Raw genomic sequence first — 18,329 nt, 5'->3', positions numbered from 1 at the left:
CTTAAATTAAATAGACAAACATTGAGACTCATCGCATTACTCATCATCCATTGTTCATTAGTCATTAATTACTCCTTTGCGCAGTCGCCGTATGCATTAAAGACTGGCCGGGAAGTTACGTTATTGGGGGCCGGTGCAGTGGCTCTGGGGGCATCAGTCGCGCTCAGTCATACGATTGATCCGCTCACCCAGACTGAAATTAATGCCCTCAATCCCAACGATATTAATGCCTTTGATCGGAAGGCGGTTTATCGCTGGTCTACAACTGCCGACCGTTTGAGCGATGTTACGTTGGTAGGCAATGTGGCATTGGCAGGATTACTAACGGTTGGCACAAAGCCCATGCGGCAGGATATCAAAACAGTGGCTGTCATGTATCTGGAGACAATATTGCTGGCGAGTGGAATTGAACGGACGATAAAAGGCGTTACGCAGCGAACCCGGCCCTATGTCTATAATCCCGCAGCTCCTTTGGATGAAAAGCTGACGCGCGATGCTCGCGAGTCGTTTTTTTCGGGTCATGCAACCAATGCTTTTGCTACTGCCGTGTTTACCAGTGAGGTATTTCGCCATTATTTCCCGCATTCGAAGCTGAAGCCTGTTGTCTGGATTGGTTCACTCGGCTTGGCTTCTGCTACAGCGGTGTTACGATACGAGGGCGGCTTACATTATCCGACTGATCTACTGGCTGGCGCTGCGTTCGGATCGCTGGTAGGGTGGGGTATCCCAAAGCTCCACGAAGTAAAGGATAAAACAAAGCTTGGACGTCGGCTAGATATACAGCCCTGGAGCAATGGCCCTGCGAATGGAATTTACATGCGGCTTGCGATGTTTTCGCGGTAAAAATGTTAGCCTACTATGGGAGGTGTCTATTTCATATTAGGAGGGTTTATCTCTCTTTTAGGCATCCTGATCTGGCGCTTTGAATGGGTTGGCTTACTTTCCAATGTAGATCAAACCACTGTTATTAATAAAAAAGGACTGGCTAGATGGGCGGGGGGCTGCATCCTGGCTTTGTCAGGTGTTGCTTATAGTACGAGTGTTATCCTTCAATATGTTGTGACCGAACGAGGGGAGCTAATTGCCTGCATGGGCTTTATGATCACCTCACATCTTTTAATGGTCGTATATCTGAGTGGCTTACACCGGTATACAAAATAGATTTTCTAGCATTGACGAATGACTAAAATTACCGATCACATTAAGGCCGCGAACGGCAAACCCATTTTTTCGATTGAAGTAATTCCGCCTATCAAAGGAGATAACCTGAAAAATCTGCTCGACAACATTGAGCCATTGATGGAGTTCAAGCCGCCGTTTATCGACGTCACTTACCATCGCGAAGAATACATTGAGCGCCCGTTACCTGATGGGACTATTCAGAAAATTGTGACCCGGAAACGGCCCGGAACAGTAGGGATTTGTTCCGCCATTATGCATCGGTTTGGAGTCGATCCGGTTCCTCACGTGCTCTGTGGGGGATTCACACGGGAAGAAACAGAAGATTTCCTGATCGATCTACATTATCTGGGCATTGATAACGCGTTAGTTCTTCGGGGCGATCCTGCCAAGCCGTTCAGCACCTTCAAGGCGAAAGAGAACGGTTATTCCTATGCGAGTGAATTAGTGGAGCAGGTTGCCAATATGAATCGGGGAATTTATCTGCACGAAGAAGATACACCGCTGGCTCCCAGTAACTTCTGTATTGGCGTGGCGGCCTATCCCGAAAAACATTTTGAAGCCATCGATCACGACATTGATTTTCATTACCTCAGACAGAAAGTCGAGAAGGGAGCCGATTACATTGTAACTCAAATGTTTTTCGATAATCAAAAATACCTGGCCTTTGTAAATCGCTGTCGGCAGGAAGGTATTACAGTGCCCATTATTCCGGGGCTGAAACCGCTCAGTACGCGTAAGCAACTTCAGATATTACCAAAGCTCTTTCATCTAGAACTACCCGAAGATTTGGTTAAGGCAGTTGAAGCCTGTGAAAACGACCAGCAGGCCCGGCAGGTAGGGGTGGAGTGGTGTATTCAACAATGCCGTGAACTGACAGCCGCTGGGGCACCTGTCTTGCACTTTTACACGATGGGTAAGGCGGATAACGTAATGAAAATTGCCCGAGAGGTATTCTAATAAATAACGTGAATAATGGATAGAATCTAAAATTATCAACTGATTTTCAATTATTTATAATATCATTTTTTGTCATCCCGACGCCAGGAGGGATCTTCGGCAACTGGTTATTTACCGAAGATCCCTCCTGACGTCGGGATTGTAAGTTTGCTCTGAACAAATAATCTTTGGTTCTCCAGGTCATACCTACGTCGGGATGGTCTAAAAGACCGGTTGTCATGATCGGTAGCCTGGAGAGCCAATCTCATGGAACCCGGACAGTTCAGTGGGCATATAGCCCGTTTCACAATGATGTCGAGAGCATGAGTAGTATCCCGCTTTTTTCGTTTTTAGCATGAACCAACCAGCTATCTATTACGGGGTTGATGTCAGTAAAGAGACCTTACACATCAGCTACCAAATCGGAATCGATGCCAATGGGCAACCCCAATGGGCCTATCAAACCCTGCCCAACCAAGCGGACTCCATTGAGCAATGGGCTGCTGAACTGCCCGCCAATAGCCACCTCATTTTCGAGCATACAGGTACCTATTCGGCTCGATTAGCTTGGGTATTAGCCCTGCAAAATCGCCCCTTTAGCCTCCTTACGCCCAACCAAAGCAAAGGCTTTGCCGCCACTCTGAAGTCTATCAGCAAGACCGACCGGAGCGATGCGGCACTATTGGCGCGCTACGGACAAGTCTTTCAGCCCCAGCCTTCGCAACTGGCCGATGAGTCTCTACATCAGCTTCGCCAACAGCACAAACACCTCAACGACCTGCGAATCAGTCAGCAAGCGGTGGCTAATCAGCTTCATGCGCTGTCGTTCGACCCCCGGGCCAGTCAGAAAGTCAAGGCTAGCCTGCTGGTTCTCCAACAGAGCTACCTGACTCAGATTGCGCTCTTTGAAGAGGAACTGGATCAGCTGAGTCAACAGGAGTTGCAGGCCATTTCGGAGCGGATGCAGCGGGTCAAGGGGATTGGGCCGGCTTCCTCTCAAGCCTTGTGCACGGCCACCAATGGGCTGGCTGGATTCGAGTCAGCCAAAGCGGTAGCTAAGTTCGTGGGCATTGCCCCCAGTCAAACTCAATCGGGCAGTTCGGTTCGTCGGCGTGGTCGGATGGCCCGCACGGGTTTAGGGTATGTACGGGGCCTTTTATACATGGCAGCTCGTTCGGCCCGTAAATACAATTTGGGCTGTAAAGCGCTTTATGATCGGCTACGGGCCAAGGGTAAATGCCACAAAGTGGCGATGGTGGCGGTGATGAATAAGTTGTTGCATCAGGTGTTTGTGGTGGTGAAGAAGAATATTGAATTCGTCAATGGGTTCAGCCTATCCAAACAAAATTTGGCTTAAAACTTGTTTTTTGACACAGTTCATGACAAAAAACTAGTATAATTCTATTCGTAAATCCTCCATTAGTCATAGTAAATAATAAGGGGATAGTCACTCTGACTATCCCCTTATTATTTACTATGACTTTGTTTCTGCCTGTTTATCAAGCCTGTCTCAATCGAGACGATAAATTTCTTTGATGTTTTCTAACAGCTTTATAAAGTCAATTTGCAGGTCGATTAACTGACCTGAGTGTACATCAAAAACCCATCCATGAACAGTAAGACCTCGATCCAGTTGGGCTTTTTGCACCTCTGCCGTTTTTAGAACATTGATACATTGTTCTTCAACATTCAACTCCACTAATCGTTTATAGCGTTGTTCCTCGTCGGCAATAGCATTTAATTCATCCCTGTGCGTTCGATACACGTCACGGATATTTCTCAGCCATGGATTCAATATCCCCATATCGGCTGATTTCATAGCTGCCTGGACGCCACCACAATTGTAATGCCCACAAACTACTATGTGATTTACTTTAAGGTGTACTACGGCATAGTTAATAACAGACATTACACCCAGATCCGTATTGGGAACCATGTTCGCAATGTTTCTAAGTACAAACACTTCGCCGGGTGATACGCCCATCAGCTCTTCGGCTGTTACACGGCTATCTGAACAACCAATGTAGAGGATATCTGGAGTCTGTCCTTTGGAGAGATCACTGAAGTAACCTGGTTCTACGCTCAGCTTCTTTTGAACCCAACTTTGATTGTTTTTAAAGATTCGTGTAATATCCATTGTGTTTGCTTAGTGTTAGTTTTTACTCTATTAGGTAAATTAACCAACCGATTTTGCGATCGATAAATGTTGGCAATTTAATGACTTTTTAATCTTCTGCCTTTGTTTTCTAGCTTTTGGCCCGCAATATAGGCAAGGCGATAAACGAATAGAAGCCGGTCAACGCAAATTTACTCATTGCGTTGACCGGCTTCCTGTTTATTAAGTCGCTTTACACGGCCAGATATTTCCCTTTTATGCGTTCAGCCTCTGCTCAAAGGGAATTGCCGATTCCTACCAAGACGATTGCAATAAGAATAACAACAATACCGGTGACGAAGGTACGAAAGGTAGCAACCGACACCCCCGACCACTCCTTCAGATACAAGCCCCATATATTCGCGGTCAGAATGATAGTGGCCATGTGCGTAATCCAGGAACTGGCACCATTGCCCAGCTTGCTTTCACCCATTCCGTAGAAGAAAAACTGGAGAAACCACATAGTACCAGCAGTTGCCGAAAAAAGAACATTGGCCAGAATGGGTGTCCGGGTATCGGTATAATTGCCGAAGGTTTTATTCTTGGCATTTAAGTACATGCACCACAAAAAGTTGGTGGTCAGCCCGCCCCATAGTACCACCACGTAGGTTACGTTATTCTGAAACAGGGGATTGCAACCTTGCACAACAGCCTGATCGGCCAGGGGTTTGCCTGCTTCGATTCCATAGTTGAAGAAGGCACTTAGAATACCGGAGATTACGGCAATGATTAGCCCCTTTACAAGGCTGAACTCTTTGACAGACGCTTTCTTCTCGGCTTCCGAAAGTTCAGCTTCTTTCATCATGCCAGCCTTACCTGAGATGGCAATTCCGATGAGGCAAACCAGTACGCCCAGTAATACCAACTGCCCCCCGCTTGAGCCCAGCATATCAGTAAACGAGACTTTGCCTTTAACGGGGTTGAGATTATAATAGATAGAAGGTACCAGTGCCCCGAACGCCGAGCTGAATCCTAATACGACTGAATTACCGAGCGACATGCCCAGATAGCGAACGCCCAGACCATACGTCAGCCCACCGATGCCCCATAGCAAACCAAAGACGAACGTGAGCAGCTTAACATTCATATCAGCCGAGGCAATAATGGCTGGAAAATCGGGGATGGTTAAGTAGGCGGCTAAGGGAGGTACAATGAGCCAGGAAAAAATACCGCCAACAATCCAGTAGCTTTCCCAGGCCCAGCCTTTCACTTTATTAAAAGGCATGTAAAAACTGCCCGAAAAACCGCCACCAATCGTGTGGTAAATGATACCAATCAGAACTTGCATAAAAAATTAAGAACAATACTGGTTTAAAAACGTTGGCCACCGGTTAATGCGTGAAATAAAACACCCCAGATTACAGCCATGGTTATCTAATTATGAAATATAAATTCGATTGAGCAGGATAAGCAATAGTATACGGATATTGCTGTCATGATTTCCAACAAATTTATCCTCGTTTGTTACAGAAACTTACCTGTTCTCTCCTGTATATTCGCCCAATTGGAAGTGAAAAAACGGTTTACGTTTTCTCTCATTATAATGTGATTATAACAGGAGAGTACATGAAGCAGGAGAAAGTGAGGGTAACGTACTTTGTCTAAAACAAGATTACTGTCGGATATACTTATTTAACTATTTATGAATACAACGCAAGCGTTCAACTACGTTAGCTACCTCTGGGATGAGAAAAAGGCCGCAGAACTGGCTGGTGATGAAGTGGCTTTGTTTATTTACCGCTCTAACCTACTCGGGGCTGATCTGCGCCTGACCAATTATGCCGGTGGAAATACATCAGTTAAGTTAATGGAAACCAACCCACTGACCGGCGAACCCGTTGAAGTAATGTGGGTAAAAGGATCTGGTGGTGATATTGGTACCCTAACGAAGAAAGGCTGCGCTAACCTCTACGTAGAGCGCCTACATGCACTAAAAAGCCGGTATCGTGGTCTTGAATTTGAAGATGAAATGGTTGGCCTTTTCGACCATTGCCTCTTCGATCCTAAGTGCGCTGCGCCTTCTATCGATACGCCTTTACACGGCTTGCTGCCGTATAAACATATTGATCACCTACACCCCGATGCACTGATTGCTATTGCTGCCAGCCGCGACGGCGAAGCCATCATGCATCAGATCTGGGGCGATAAAATGGCCTGGATCCCCTGGCAACGTCCTGGTTTCGATCTTGGTCTGAAACTGGAAGAAGCCGTTCAGAAAAACCCTAACCTGCGTGGTATTATCCTGGGTGGTCACGGTTTGTTTACCTGGGGCGAAACCTCCTACGAGTCGTATATGAATACGCTCGAAGTTATCGAGCAGGCGTCCGAATTCCTGAATCAAAACTATGGCAAAAAACGCCCTGTATTCGGTGGTCAGGCACTGGAAAATACCGACGCCGATACCCGGAAAAAACAGGCCGCTTCATTGATGCCGGTTCTGCGGGGGTTGGCTTCAGGCCATCGCCAGATGATTGGCCATTTCACCGACGACGCGCGCGTACTTGAGTTCGTAAACTCGAACGACCTGCCTCGTTTGGCCCGCTTAGGAACAAGTTGCCCTGACCACTTCCTGCGCACCAAAATACGCCCGCTAGTATTAGACCCTGCTCAATTAGCTGGTGAGGGTAGCATTGCTTATCTGGAAAAGGCGTTTGAAGATTACCGCGCCGACTACACTGCGTACTACGAACGCTGCAAACATGACAATAGCCCGGCCATCCGTGACCCAAATCCAGTCGTGTTGTTATGGCCAGCTGTAGGTATGTTCACCTTTGCCAAAGACAAGCAAACGGCGCGGGTAGCGGCTGAGTTTTATACCAACGCCATCAATGTAATGAAAGGCGCCGAAGCGGTGTCAGATTATGTGGGATTGCCAGAACAGGAAGCGTTCGATATTGAATACTGGCTGCTCGAAGAAGCTAAACTTCAGCGGATGCCGAAGCCCAAGCCGTTGTCGGGTAAAATTGCCCTGATTACAGGAAGCGCAGGGGGGATCGGAAAAGCGATCGCCAAGAAATTCCTGGCCGAAGGAGCTGTTGTGGTCATCAATGATAACGATGCCGATCGACTGGCTGGCGCGAAAGATGAGTTTCAGCAGCAATACGGTAAAGATGCCTACGCGGCTGATCAACTGGACGTAACGAAAGCTGATACGATTGCGTCAACGTTCGAAACGGCTACGCTGGCCTTTGGTGGTGTCGATATCGTGGTTAACTGCGCTGGGTTAAGCATCTCCAAGCCTATTGAAGAACATACCGAGAAAGATTGGGATTTACTGTACGACGTATTGGTAAAAGGTCAGTTCCTGGTGACGCAGCAAGCCGTTGAGGTGATGCGGAAGCAGAAACTCGGTGGGGATGTTATTAACATCGTCAGCAAAAACGCCTTGGTGTCAGGCCCGAACAACGCGGGTTATGGATCGGCCAAAGCAGCACAACTACACCTGAGCCGTTTGAACGCAGCGGAGTTGGGTAAAGATCATATCCGGGTGAATGTCGTGAATCCAGACGCCGTCATTTCAGATTCGAAAATCTGGGCGGGTGCCTGGGCCGAAGGTCGCGCTAAAGCCTATGGCATCACCGTTCCCGAACTCCCGGCTTATTACGCGAAACGGACATTATTGAACGAAATCATCTTGCCTGAGGATATCGCCAATGCCTGCCTTGCCCTCACCAACGGCTTACTCGCTAAATCAACCGGCAACGTCCTGAACGTAGACGGCGGTGTCGCGATGGCGTTTGTGCGGTAGAATAGATATATGGTTTACGGTTTGAAGTTTACGGTTGGCTGACGCGCTAGTGTTTCTCGCATCAGCCAACCGTAAACCTCAAACCTCAAACCGTAAACCTCAAACCCAGACACCTTTATGCAACTCGAACCCGAACATATTGCAGATTATAACCAGACGCTGTTGGAAGGCCACCAACGGAAGCTGTCATACTGGACACAGGAAGTCGCTACGGCGGAACCGATCATCCAGAAACTGATTGATTTTCAGATTGCTATACCAAGCTGGGCGCTAGGTACAGGCGGTACTCGCTTTGGGCGTTTTCCGGGTGGGGGGAGAACCTCGTTCACTCGAAGAAAAAATTGCCGACGTGGGCCTGCTCCACGCATTGAATCGGGCCAGTGGGGCTATTTCGCTTCATATCCCCTGGGATATCCCAACCGATCCACAGGCGATCAAACAACTTGCTGCCAAACATGGTCTGCGCTTCGATGCTGTGAACTCGAATACCTTTCAGGACCAACCAGATCAGCCGTTGAGTTATAAATTCGGCTCACTGCAACATACCGATCCGGCCATTCGACAACAGGCTATCGATCATAATATCGAAGTGATTCGGCATGGGGTGGCACTGGGTTCAGATGCCTTGACGGTTTGGTTATCCGATGGCTCCTGCTTTCCTGGTCAGCTTAATTTCCGAAAAGCTTTCGACCGCACACTGTCGAGTCTTGAAGAAATCTATGCAGCACTCCCCGACGACTGGAAGTTGTTCGTTGAATACAAAGCCTTCGAGCCGAATTTCTATTCAATGACCGTGGGCGATTGGGGCAGTAGCTTTCTGTATGCCAACAAATTAGGGCCAAAAGCTTACACGCTCGTTGATCTCGGTCACCACCTTCCCAATGCCAATATCGAGCAGATTGTAGCGATCCTCTTGCATCAGGGCAAACTGGGGGGCTTCCATTTCAATGACTCTAAATACGGCGACGATGACCTGACGGCAGGCAGCGTTAAGCCTTATCAGTTGTTCCTGATCTTCACCGAATTAGTCGATGGTCTGGACGCTCGGGGAATGAATCACGCCAAAGATTTGGGTTGGATGATTGACGCGAGCCATAACGTGAAAGACCCGCTCGAAGATTTACTACAGTCCGTGGAGGCTATTCAACTCGCTTATGCACAGGCGCTTTTAGTTGATCGTGCTGCGCTTGAAGAAGCCCGCGAAGCCAACGACCCTGTTCGCGCTCAGGAAATCCTTCAGGATGCGTTCCGGACCGATGTTCGCCCACTGGTAGCCGAAGCTCGTCGCCGGGCCGGGGCCGCCTTGAATCCGCTGGGTTTATATCGCCAACTCAATGTTCGCCAGCAACTCATCGGCGAGCGGGGTGCCAAAACAGTAGCAACGGGACTATAAATAATTTTGAATGAGTGAATGATAGAATGAGTGAATAATTTTCTACTAGCCATTCACTCATTCTATCATTCACTCATTCTATCATTAAATTATGCCTACGCCTGTCATTGCCATTTTCGATATTGGTAAGACCAATAAAAAGTTGTTTCTCTTTGATGAACATTATCGAATCGTTCTGGAGAAATCGGAGCAGTTTGACGAGATTCAGGATGAAGATGGTGACTCATGCGACGACCTAAATCGGCTCACTAACTGGGTTACGACTTCACTTACTGAGGTGATGACCATGCCGGAATTTACGGTGAAGGCCGTAAACTTTTCGACATATGGAGCTAGTTTGGTTTATATCGATCAGACGGGCCAACCGCTTACGCCTTTATATAATTACCTGAAAGCTTACCCCAGCCAATTATTACAGCAACTTTTCGATGGGTACGGTGGCGAATCGACCTTAACCCGACAAACGGCGTCGCCTTCGCTGGGGAGCTTGAACTCTGGCCTTCAGTTATATAGGCTTAAATACGAACAGCCTGACTTGTATGCGAAACTGGCGTTTGCTTTGCATTTGCCTCAGTACGTTAGTCATCTCATTAGCGGCTGGCCAGTTTCTGACCTGACCAGTATTGGGTGCCATACCATGCTTTGGGATTTTGATCGGCAGGACTATCATAAATGGGTTATCGACGAACAACTGGAAACCCGTCTGGCCCCTATTGTTGCCTCTGATTCTGCTCGTTCGACTGCTTTCGGTGAGGATGTGCTTCAAGTAGGCGTTGGGTTGCACGATAGTTCGTCGGCGTTGATTCCGTATCTGGCGTCTTTTCAGGAACCCTTCGTTTTGATTTCGACCGGAACCTGGTGCGTGAGTATGAACCCGTTCAACAACCGACCACTGACACCGGAAGAATTGCAGTACGATTGTTTGAATTACATGCATTACAAAGGCCAGCCTGTAAAGTCGGCCCGGTTGTTTGCTGGCTATGAACATGAACAGCAGGTGAAGCGACTGGCAGAACATTTTCAGGTGCCCGTCGACCAGTATAAACAGGTTGCCTATAATCCGGAGACGATTGACCAGTTGCGGCAGCATGTAAGTCAGGTAACTACTGGCGAAGATGCAAAAGGAAATCAACTGTTATCGATGAAGGGGTCACTGTTTGGACAACGAAATCTGGATGATTTTGACACCTACAATGTGGCCTATCACCAGCTTATCCTCGATATTGTTTCGCAGCAGTTGATTTCGACAAACCTCGTTCTGGCTGGTTCACCCGTGAAGCGTATTTTTGTGGATGGTGGCTTCGGAAAAAATCCAATTTACATGAATCTGCTGGCTACGGCCTTTCCGGGTATTGAAATTTACGCGGCATCGGTGGCGCAGGCGTCGGCGTTAGGAGCCGCCCTGGCTATACACCAACACTGGAATCCGTATCCACTTCCTGGCGACTGTGTCGAGCTGAAGAAATACACCGCTCACGCTGTAGCGCATTAATTTGTACCCACGGGCTTTAGCCTGTGTTTTTAATGGATACACGGGCTGAAGCCCGTGGGTACAAATCAATCGCTTTAAAGCTTTCGGTAAATTATTTCGGCTCACCATGAATATCCCCACCTCTGTAATCAAAATCAGTCTTTTGTGCTTTGCGCTCGCGTTTACCGCGCAGGCACAGAAACTTCCGGATAGAAAAGAGATTATCGCCAAAATGACGTTGGCGAATGAGTATTTCATGAAAACCTGGCCCGACCCCGGCAAGGAAATCGTGACCAATAAAACACGGCCCAGCAACATCTGGACACGAGCCGTGTATTATGAGGGGTTGATGGCTTTATACGAACTCGACAAGAAAAAAGCCTATTACGACTACGCTGTTGACTGGGGCGAAAAACATCATTGGGGACTCCGAAGTGGCATTAATACACGCAACGCCGACGACCAATGTTGTGGCCAGACCTACATTGACCTATACCTGATTGACCGCAAACCTGAACGCCTACGCGACATCAAAGCATCGATCGATGCGATGGTGCAAAGCGATAAAATTGAGGATTGGAGCTGGGTCGATGCGTTGCAGATGGCTATGCCGGTGTTTGCGAAATTGGGCGTGTTAGAAAAAGACCAAGCCTACTTCGAGAAGATGTACGAGATATATAAGTACTCGAAAACCAGACACGGCGGCAACGGGCTTTATAATCCAAAAGACGGGTTGTGGTGGCGAGATAAAGATTTCGTGCCACCTTACAAAGAACCCAATGGAAAGGATTGTTACTGGTCGCGGGGAAATGGCTGGGTGGTGGCGGCTCTGGTTCGAGTCCTGGACATTATGCCCAAAAATGCACCACACCGGGAAGAGTATGAAAAGACATACCTGGAGATGATGAAGTCGTTACCCCCGATCCAACGTATGGATGGCTACTGGAATGTGAGTTTGCATGATCCAACGAATTTTGGTGGTAAAGAGCTTACCGGAACAGCACTTTTTGTGTACGGGATGGCCTGGGGTATCAATCAGGGTTTACTCGATAGTAAAACGTATCGACCCATCATTACCAAAGCCTGGAATGCAATGGCCACCGACTCTGTACATCCGAATGGATTTTTGGGTTATGTACAGGGAACGGGTAAGGAACCCAAAGACGGTCAGCCTGTTACCTACGACAGCAAGCCTGATTTTGAAGACTATGGCCTCGGTTGTTTCTTGTTGGCCGGAGTGGAGCTGTGTAAACTGAAACGATAAAATAGTTTTTGGTTTACAGTATTAGGTTTGTGGTAGGCTGACGCCTAAATGTGTACGCGTCAGCCTACCACAAACCTAATACTGTAAACCTAATACCTAAACAGATGGAAGAAGTCGCTTTTACTATGAAATTGAAGCCGGGCGTCGAGGCTGAATATCAACGCCGTCACGACGAAATCTGGCCGGAGTTGTCGGTAGCTTTGACCAATGCGGGCGTTCGGGATTATTCCATTTTCCTCGACCGATCTACCGGGACACTGTTTGCCGTTCAGAAACGATTGCCGAACCACACAACAGCGACTTTGCCAGGACTGCCCATCATGAAGAAATGGTGGGCTTATATGGCCGATTTAATGGATACCAATCCAGACAACTCGCCAGTAGCCGTAACGCTGGAACGGGTGTTCCATATGAAATAAAGTTGGTTGAACACTAACGGGCTTTGCCCGTTAGCATAGTTTTTAAAACAACAGGTAAGACTGACGGTTCCGGGAGTATAAACTACTCAACCGAACCGTTATGACTCTTTTGGCTGAATCTCCTCCTGAGGTCGGGCAGTATCCTTCGCTGCCATCTGCCCATACGATTACACTGACCGTTAATGGAACCCCAGTTCAGCTACAACTAGCTCCCTGGACTAGTTTGCTTGATGCATTGCGAGAGTATTTGCACCTGACTGGTACAAAAAAAGGGTGCGATCATGGGCAATGCGGAGCTTGTACAGTGTTGGTAAATGGCAAACGGATCAATTCCTGTCTGACACTAGCCATTATGCAGGATGGCAATCAAATCACGACTATTGAAGGATTAGCACAGAAAGATGTGTTGGGGCAGGAGGGGCTACATCCGCTTCAGAAAGCCTTCATCGAGCATGATGCTTTTCAGTGTGGCTACTGCACTCCCGGTCAAATTTGTTCGGCAGTAGGTATGTTGAACGAAGGCCATGCTAAAACAGCCGACGACATTCGCGAGTTGATGAGCGGCAACATTTGCCGTTGTGGAGCTTACACCAACATAGTCGATGCCATTCAATCGGTTATATCCTCTCAACCAGATACGCTATGACTTCCTTTGATTACATCCGGGCCGATGGCGTAGCCGATGCGGTTGACGGACGAGCTTCGGCACTCACGACCAAATTTATCGCAGGTGGCACTAATCTCATTGACCTGATGAAGGAAAATGTGGAACGCCCAACACGCCTAATTGATATAAATCGACTGCCATTAGCCACCATCACTGAGACTGAAGACGGTGGCTTACGGTTAGGCGCTTTAATGACTAATGCCGATACGGCCTATGACCCAAAGGTTTCTGAACGATACCCTTTATTAACCCAGGCAATTCTGGCAGGTGCATCGGCTCAATTGCGAAACATGGCAACGGATGGTGGTAACCTGATGCAACGCACCCGTTGCTACTATTTCTACGATGTAGCGACACCTTGCAATAAGCGTGAACCAGGTTCCGGCTGTTCGGCCCTTGTTGGATTCAATCGAATTCATGCCATTCTTGGAACCGAAGCGGTTGATCGATCGATCCATTGCATTGCTACGCATCCTTCAGATATGTGTGTGGCATTAGCGGCTTTGGGTGCAACTGTTCGGGTAACAGGCTTATATGGTGACCGCACGATTCCCTTTGCCGAATTTCATAGGCTGCCGGGCAATACTCCACATATTGATAATACGCTTCAGGATGACGAACTGATTACGGCCATTGACCTGCCTGCCAAAGGATTTTCAACGAATTACGCGTACATAAAACTTCGTGATCGAACTTCTTATGCATTTGCCCTGGTGTCGGTGGCAGCAGCCCTGGACATGGAAAATGGCCGAATTGCCGATGCCCGGATTGCGCTCGGGGGAGTATCGCACAAACCCTGGCGACGTCCTGAAATTGAAGCGATCTTAGCTGGCAGGGAACCATCAAAGGATAATTTTCAACTGGTTGCGGATGGCCTTCTGGAGGGGGCTCAGGGCTTTGGGCATAATACATTCAAAATTGAATTGGCTAAACGTGCCATCGTACGTGCATTATCACAAGCCGCTAAACTGAAACCAGCATCATGACTCAATACATTGGAAAACCTCTGAACCGAATTGACGGACTGGATAAAGTAACGGGCAATGCTAAATATGCCGCCGAATTTGATACACCAGATCTGCTCTATGGATATATCGTAAACAGTACGATTGCCAAAGGGAAAATTAAGCGGATCGACTCTAGCAAGGCACTAGCTCTCGATGGCGTTTTGCAGGTTTTTACCCACGAGAATCGTCCTAAGATCGCGTGGTTAGATATGAAGTACTCCGATCAGGATGCCCCACCCGGTTCTCCATTTCGACCTCTGCGTGATGCTAAAATTAAGTATAATACACAACCAATTGCCTTAGTCGTTGCCGAAACATTCGAGTTGGCTCGTTATGCGGCTTCGCTGATTCAGGTTGATTATGAGGAAGATGCGCACCAAACCGATCTGCAGGTCAATCGGCATAAAGCGCGGAAGCCGTCTCTCGGCATGGCTTCGTTGCTGAAGCCACCACCACCAAAACCGCGGGGCAACTTTGAGGAAGCTTTTAATGCAGCCCCGGTGCAGATGACAGGTGAATATGTCCATAGTATGGAGCATCATAATCCGATGGAGATGTTTGCCAGTACAGTGGTGTATGAAAAAGGCCGGAACAAATCTGGGGCTCGTTATACCATCTATGACAAGACGCAGGGCGTGACAAATAGTATTTTGTATGTCGCTCAGGTGTTTGATATTCCGTTCAAGAACTTACGGGTTCTGTCTCCCTATGTAGGGGGCGGATTTGGGTCTGGTCTACGCCCACAACACCAGTTGTTTCTGGCTGTGATGGCCGCTCGGGAGTTGAAACGCTCAGTGCGGGTCACGCTCACCCGGCAGCAGATGTTCACGTTTGGACACCGCCCAGCTACGGTGCAGACGATTGCCCTGGGCGCATCGACCGACGGGACAATGACAGCCATGTATCATGATACCGTTGGCGAAACGTCGCAATTTGAAGACTATACCGAGATTGTATCCAGTTGGGGCGGAATGCTCTACCCGGCAGAGAACGTAAAGTTTGACTACAAACTCGTACCGCTCGATGTAGCTACACCCCTTGATATGCGTGCACCGGGTGGTGTAACAGGCATCTCAGCACTCGAATGCGCTGTAGATGAATTAGCTTACAAACTAGGCATGGACCCCGTTGAGTTTCGACTCCGAAACTATACCGAGCGGGATATGAATGCCGATCTACCCTATTCCAGTAAAGAGCTTCGGGAATGTTTCCGGCAGGGGGCTGAACGATTTGGCTGGGTGAAACGGAATCCAGAGCCGCGTTCTATGCGAAATGGACATACCCTAATTGGTTGGGGTATGGCTACTGGAATCTGGGATGCCAACCAGATGCCTGCTCGGGCCGAGGCTGTGATGATGGTGAACGGAAAACTTCGCGTAAGTAGCGCCACGGCTGATATAGGTACGGGTACTTATACCATTATGACGCAGATTGCCGCCGATACCCTTGGTATGCCAATAGAGGATGTACTCTTTAAGCTTGGTGACAGTGATATGCCTGCTGCACCAATTGAGGGTGGTTCCTGGACGGCAGCCACGGTGGGAACGGCAGTGAAAACAGTTTGTGAGGATTTAGCCGAAAAACTCTTCAAACTGGCCAGAAAGATGCCAAACTCGCCTTTTGCTAAGGTTGATTTTAACGAAGTCGTTTTTGCGAATAAAAGCATTCAGTTGAAAAAAGATCCGTCCGTGTCGGTGTCGTTAGAGGCTGTTGTTGACTCCAACGGAGGAGCCGCTGTTCGGGAAACATCGTCGGGGCTACCCAAGATGCTGAAACAACGAAAGTACGCCCGCACGGCGCATTCGGCGGTATTTGCGGAAGTTGAGGTCGATGAAGACTTTGGTACAGTTCGGGTTACAAGGATAGTCAGTGCCATTGCGGGTGGCCGAATCCTAAATCCAAAAACCGCCCGGAGTCAGATTTTAGGCGGCATGGTGTGGGGAATTAGTAAAGCGCTTGAGGAAGAAACTATGATGGACCATAACCTCGGTCGTATTATGAATCATTCTCTGGCTGAATACCACGTAGCTGTCAACGCTGACGTTCACGACCTCGACGTAATCTTCGTGGAAGAACACGACGAAATCGTTAATCCGCTGGGTGTAAAAGGATTGGGTGAAATAGGATTAGTGGGTGTTCCGGCAGCCATTGCCAACGCCGTATTCCACGCAACGGGCAAGCGGGTTCGTGATTTGCCGATTACGCTGGACAAGTTGCTTTGATTAAGTACCCTCACCCCGGCCCTCCCCTGAAAACAGGGGAGGGCCGGGGGTGAGGGTAATCTTTACGCCACGGCTTTTCCTTCCAATACTGGGCGTTTGTCTTTTCCTTTAGTAAGGATACTTATGCTGTTTTGAAATTCCACCTGAACACCGTCGGCACCAAATCGGCAGGTTACGGTTTCGTAGTGAGCCGTTTCTATGAATCGCCAGGTCATGACAAATGTATTCTCGTCCTGCCAGCCACCACTACCGGCTACTTTTCGGTTCGGACCATTTGGTACAACCGTTGGCGTCAGGGATAGGGGTGCCACTGAGAACGTGGTTGTACTGTCTCGCCACCTACCAACACCGCACAATACCTGATGGTCACCTTCATTATCTTGAAGTTTGAATATACAGCCATCTTTACCGAAGGTCAGTGAAACATCTTTTACATGCAATGAATTGTCAGCAACGGCATACGTCTTGCCACTTATTTTGGCTTGTACCGACGAAGCGGTCTGCGAAACACTTGGCGTTAAGGTCAGCGTAGCCAATTTTTGGGTTAAAGCCGCCTGTTTCATTTTATCGGCCGATAAACCTGTTCCTCGAAGGGCGGGCAGAATGTGATTCCAGATCGCGTCGAGAATACCCTGCGTGTTCGCTGATTCAGCGGTGATAGCAACCAGCGCATCTTCCTTGGGAAGAACAACGCAGAACTGACCGAACGCGCCATCGGCCCGATAAGCGTCGTTACGACACCGCCAGAATTGATAACCGTAACCCTGAATCCAGTCGTTTACACTAGCATCGCCTTTGCCACCCTTCGAGTCGACTTCTTTCCTTGTGGCGTCATGAATCCACGCTTCAGAGATCAGGCGCTTACCATTCCAGACGCCCTTTTGTAAATAAAGCTGCCCGAATTTGGCAATATCTTCCGTCTTTATTCGCAGACCCCAGCCACCCGTATTGATGCCATTGGGGTCAACTTCCCAATCCATGCCTTCGATGCCCAGCGGCCCGAACAAACGAGGTTTTAAATAATCGAGCAGGGTTTGGTTCGTCAGCTTCTGGATAATGGCCGAAAGCATATAGGTAGCACCACTGTTGTACATATAAAATGTACCTGGTTCATGATCAACAGGTTGTGCCAGGAATGATTTGACCCAGTTGTTATCCGTACCACCCCGTAATGCCGGTGTTGTATCCTTATCATGCCCCGTCGACATGGTCAGCAAATCCTTCACGCGCATGGCAGCCAGATTCGCGCTGATAGTGGCCGGAACATCTTTGGGGAAAAATGAAACCACTTTATCCTCAACGGTTAACCGCTTTTCATCGACCGCCATCCCGATTGCCGATGAGGTAAAGCTCTTGCTCAGTGAGTAAAGCGTGTGAATGTATTGAGGTGCATACGGTGCCCACCAACCTTCGGCCACAACCTGGCCATGCCGAAGCACCATCATGCTGTGAATATTGAGCTTTTGGGATTCTACCGTGTTCAGAAAGTCAAGCAGACCTCCGGGTGCAACGCCCTGGGTTTCAGGTAAAGCACGGGGGAGTTTGCCCGTTTTAGTAGGTAGCGCCCAACTGGTATCGGGTAGAGTAGAAGCAATGGCCAGGCCAGCAGCACCGAAGCCAAGTTGCCGGAGAAAATCTCTGCGATTGAGGTTCATGGTTTTAAGGTATCAGGTTTAAGCGTTTCAACCGGGTCGCCGGTACGATTCAACGTTTCAGGGGGTAATGTCCAGCGATAGAGGCTGATCTGTTACAAAACTTGGCCTGAGATGTTGCACAAACCTATGCAAGTACGGGATTTGTTTGGGGAAGGTCAAACGACAAACGCACTTTAAATGATTAAACGTAATGGATTTAAAATTGCACTT

14 protein-coding genes and 1 pseudogene are annotated in these 18,329 nt (G+C 48.4%); 12 read left to right on the top strand and 3 right to left on the bottom strand.

Features of this window, described 5'->3' with window-relative positions:
• The first annotated feature begins 21 nt into the window (after positions 1-21).
• The 4 genes from H3H32_RS12975 to H3H32_RS12960 all read left to right on the top strand — a co-directional run bounded on the left by H3H32_RS12975 (position 22) and on the right by H3H32_RS12960 (position 3,475).
• A complete protein-coding gene (locus tag H3H32_RS12975) occupies positions 22-843 on the top strand; it encodes a phosphatase PAP2 family protein (RefSeq protein WP_240543759.1) in 822 nt (273 codons plus the stop codon).
• A 15-nt stretch (positions 844-858) separates the two neighbouring features.
• On the top strand, positions 859-1,161 hold the full coding sequence (locus H3H32_RS12970) for a hypothetical protein (protein ID WP_182463107.1): 303 nt from the start codon (positions 859-861) through the stop codon (positions 1,159-1,161).
• An 18-nt stretch (positions 1,162-1,179) separates the two neighbouring features.
• Entirely contained in the window at positions 1,180-2,139 is a 960-nt protein-coding gene (gene metF / locus H3H32_RS12965; RefSeq protein WP_182463106.1) for a methylenetetrahydrofolate reductase [NAD(P)H], read from the top strand.
• A gap of 334 nt (positions 2,140-2,473) precedes the next feature.
• Positions 2,474-3,475, top strand: coding sequence for an IS110 family RNA-guided transposase (locus tag H3H32_RS12960; RefSeq protein ID WP_182457633.1), 1,002 nt, complete (start codon positions 2,474-2,476; stop codon positions 3,473-3,475).
• A 153-nt stretch (positions 3,476-3,628) separates the two neighbouring features.
• Here H3H32_RS12960 and H3H32_RS12955 read toward each other — a convergent pair whose 3' ends face one another.
• Together H3H32_RS12955 and rhaT are read right to left on the bottom strand one after the other, a co-directional pair.
• A complete protein-coding gene (locus tag H3H32_RS12955) occupies positions 3,629-4,255 on the bottom strand; it encodes a carbonic anhydrase (RefSeq protein ID WP_182463105.1) in 627 nt (208 codons plus the stop codon).
• Between the two features lie 253 nt (positions 4,256-4,508).
• A complete protein-coding gene (gene rhaT, locus H3H32_RS12950) occupies positions 4,509-5,561 on the bottom strand; it encodes an L-rhamnose/proton symporter RhaT (RefSeq protein WP_182463104.1) in 1,053 nt (350 codons plus the stop codon).
• 354 nt (positions 5,562-5,915) lie between these two features.
• Here rhaT and H3H32_RS12945 point away from each other — a divergent pair, with 354 nt between their 5' ends.
• The 8 genes and pseudogenes from H3H32_RS12945 (at position 5,916) to H3H32_RS12910 (ending at position 16,464) form a co-directional block, all read left to right on the top strand.
• A complete protein-coding gene (locus H3H32_RS12945) occupies positions 5,916-8,021 on the top strand; it encodes a bifunctional aldolase/short-chain dehydrogenase (protein WP_182463103.1) in 2,106 nt (701 codons plus the stop codon).
• Between the two features lie 117 nt (positions 8,022-8,138).
• Positions 8,139-9,414: pseudogene (locus tag H3H32_RS12940) on the top strand (sugar isomerase).
• 91 nt (positions 9,415-9,505) lie between these two features.
• Complete coding sequence (locus tag H3H32_RS12935; RefSeq protein WP_182463102.1) at positions 9,506-10,906, top strand: FGGY-family carbohydrate kinase; 1,401 nt, start codon at positions 9,506-9,508, stop codon at positions 10,904-10,906.
• Between the two features lie 106 nt (positions 10,907-11,012).
• Positions 11,013-12,149: a glycoside hydrolase family 88/105 protein gene (locus H3H32_RS12930; RefSeq protein WP_182463101.1), complete on the top strand. Its 1,137-nt coding sequence runs from the start codon at positions 11,013-11,015 to the stop codon at positions 12,147-12,149.
• Positions 12,150-12,253: 104 nt separating this feature from the next.
• Complete coding sequence (rhaM, locus tag H3H32_RS12925; protein ID WP_182463100.1) at positions 12,254-12,568, top strand: L-rhamnose mutarotase; 315 nt, start codon at positions 12,254-12,256, stop codon at positions 12,566-12,568.
• A gap of 100 nt (positions 12,569-12,668) precedes the next feature.
• Positions 12,669-13,214, top strand: coding sequence for a (2Fe-2S)-binding protein (locus tag H3H32_RS12920; RefSeq protein ID WP_182463099.1), 546 nt, complete (start codon positions 12,669-12,671; stop codon positions 13,212-13,214).
• The gene (locus H3H32_RS12915; RefSeq protein ID WP_182463098.1) at positions 13,211-14,221 is read left to right on the top strand and encodes an FAD binding domain-containing protein; all 1,011 of its coding nucleotides are present in this window, start codon (positions 13,211-13,213) and stop codon (positions 14,219-14,221) included. The genes H3H32_RS12920 and H3H32_RS12915 overlap by 4 nt, the downstream gene beginning before the upstream one ends.
• On the top strand, positions 14,218-16,464 hold the full coding sequence (locus H3H32_RS12910; protein WP_182463097.1) for a xanthine dehydrogenase family protein molybdopterin-binding subunit: 2,247 nt from the start codon (positions 14,218-14,220) through the stop codon (positions 16,462-16,464). Before H3H32_RS12915 ends, H3H32_RS12910 begins: the two co-directional genes overlap by 4 nt.
• A gap of 62 nt (positions 16,465-16,526) precedes the next feature.
• Here H3H32_RS12910 and H3H32_RS12905 read toward each other — a convergent pair whose 3' ends face one another.
• Positions 16,527-18,119 carry a serine hydrolase domain-containing protein gene (locus H3H32_RS12905; protein ID WP_182463096.1) on the bottom strand — a complete coding sequence of 531 codons (1,593 nt, stop codon included), beginning with the start codon at positions 18,117-18,119 and terminating at the stop codon, positions 16,527-16,529.
• Between the last annotated feature and the right edge of the window lie 210 nt (positions 18,120-18,329).

The organism is Spirosoma foliorum, assembly GCF_014117325.1.
In the GTDB taxonomy this organism is placed as follows: domain Bacteria; phylum Bacteroidota; class Bacteroidia; order Cytophagales; family Spirosomataceae; genus Spirosoma; species Spirosoma foliorum.
Note: the sequence above shows the minus strand (reverse complement) of the source record. Positions and strands in the feature narration are given on the sequence as shown.

Bases quoted from the DNA above. Each gene is read 5' to 3' on its own strand.
- H3H32_RS12955 (WP_182463105.1), bottom strand. From the start codon at position 4,255: ATGGATATTACACGAATCTTTAAAAACAATCAAAGTTGGGTTCAAAAG.
- H3H32_RS12905 (WP_182463096.1), bottom strand. From the start codon at position 18,119: ATGAACCTCAATCGCAGAGATTTTCTCCGGCAACTTGGCTTCGGTGCT.
- rhaM (WP_182463100.1), top strand. From the start codon at position 12,254: ATGGAAGAAGTCGCTTTTACTATGAAATTGAAGCCGGGCGTCGAGGCT.
- H3H32_RS12970 (WP_182463107.1), top strand. From the start codon at position 859: ATGGGAGGTGTCTATTTCATATTAGGAGGGTTTATCTCTCTTTTAGGC.
- H3H32_RS12960 (WP_182457633.1), top strand. From the start codon at position 2,474: ATGAACCAACCAGCTATCTATTACGGGGTTGATGTCAGTAAAGAGACC.
- H3H32_RS12915 (WP_182463098.1), top strand. From the start codon at position 13,211: ATGACTTCCTTTGATTACATCCGGGCCGATGGCGTAGCCGATGCGGTT.
- H3H32_RS12935 (WP_182463102.1), top strand. From the start codon at position 9,506: ATGCCTACGCCTGTCATTGCCATTTTCGATATTGGTAAGACCAATAAA.
- metF (WP_182463106.1), top strand. From the start codon at position 1,180: ATGACTAAAATTACCGATCACATTAAGGCCGCGAACGGCAAACCCATT.
- rhaT (WP_182463104.1), bottom strand. From the start codon at position 5,561: ATGCAAGTTCTGATTGGTATCATTTACCACACGATTGGTGGCGGTTTT.
- H3H32_RS12930 (WP_182463101.1), top strand. From the start codon at position 11,013: ATGAATATCCCCACCTCTGTAATCAAAATCAGTCTTTTGTGCTTTGCG.
- H3H32_RS12920 (WP_182463099.1), top strand. From the start codon at position 12,669: ATGACTCTTTTGGCTGAATCTCCTCCTGAGGTCGGGCAGTATCCTTCG.
- H3H32_RS12945 (WP_182463103.1), top strand. From the start codon at position 5,916: ATGAATACAACGCAAGCGTTCAACTACGTTAGCTACCTCTGGGATGAG.
- H3H32_RS12910 (WP_182463097.1), top strand. From the start codon at position 14,218: ATGACTCAATACATTGGAAAACCTCTGAACCGAATTGACGGACTGGAT.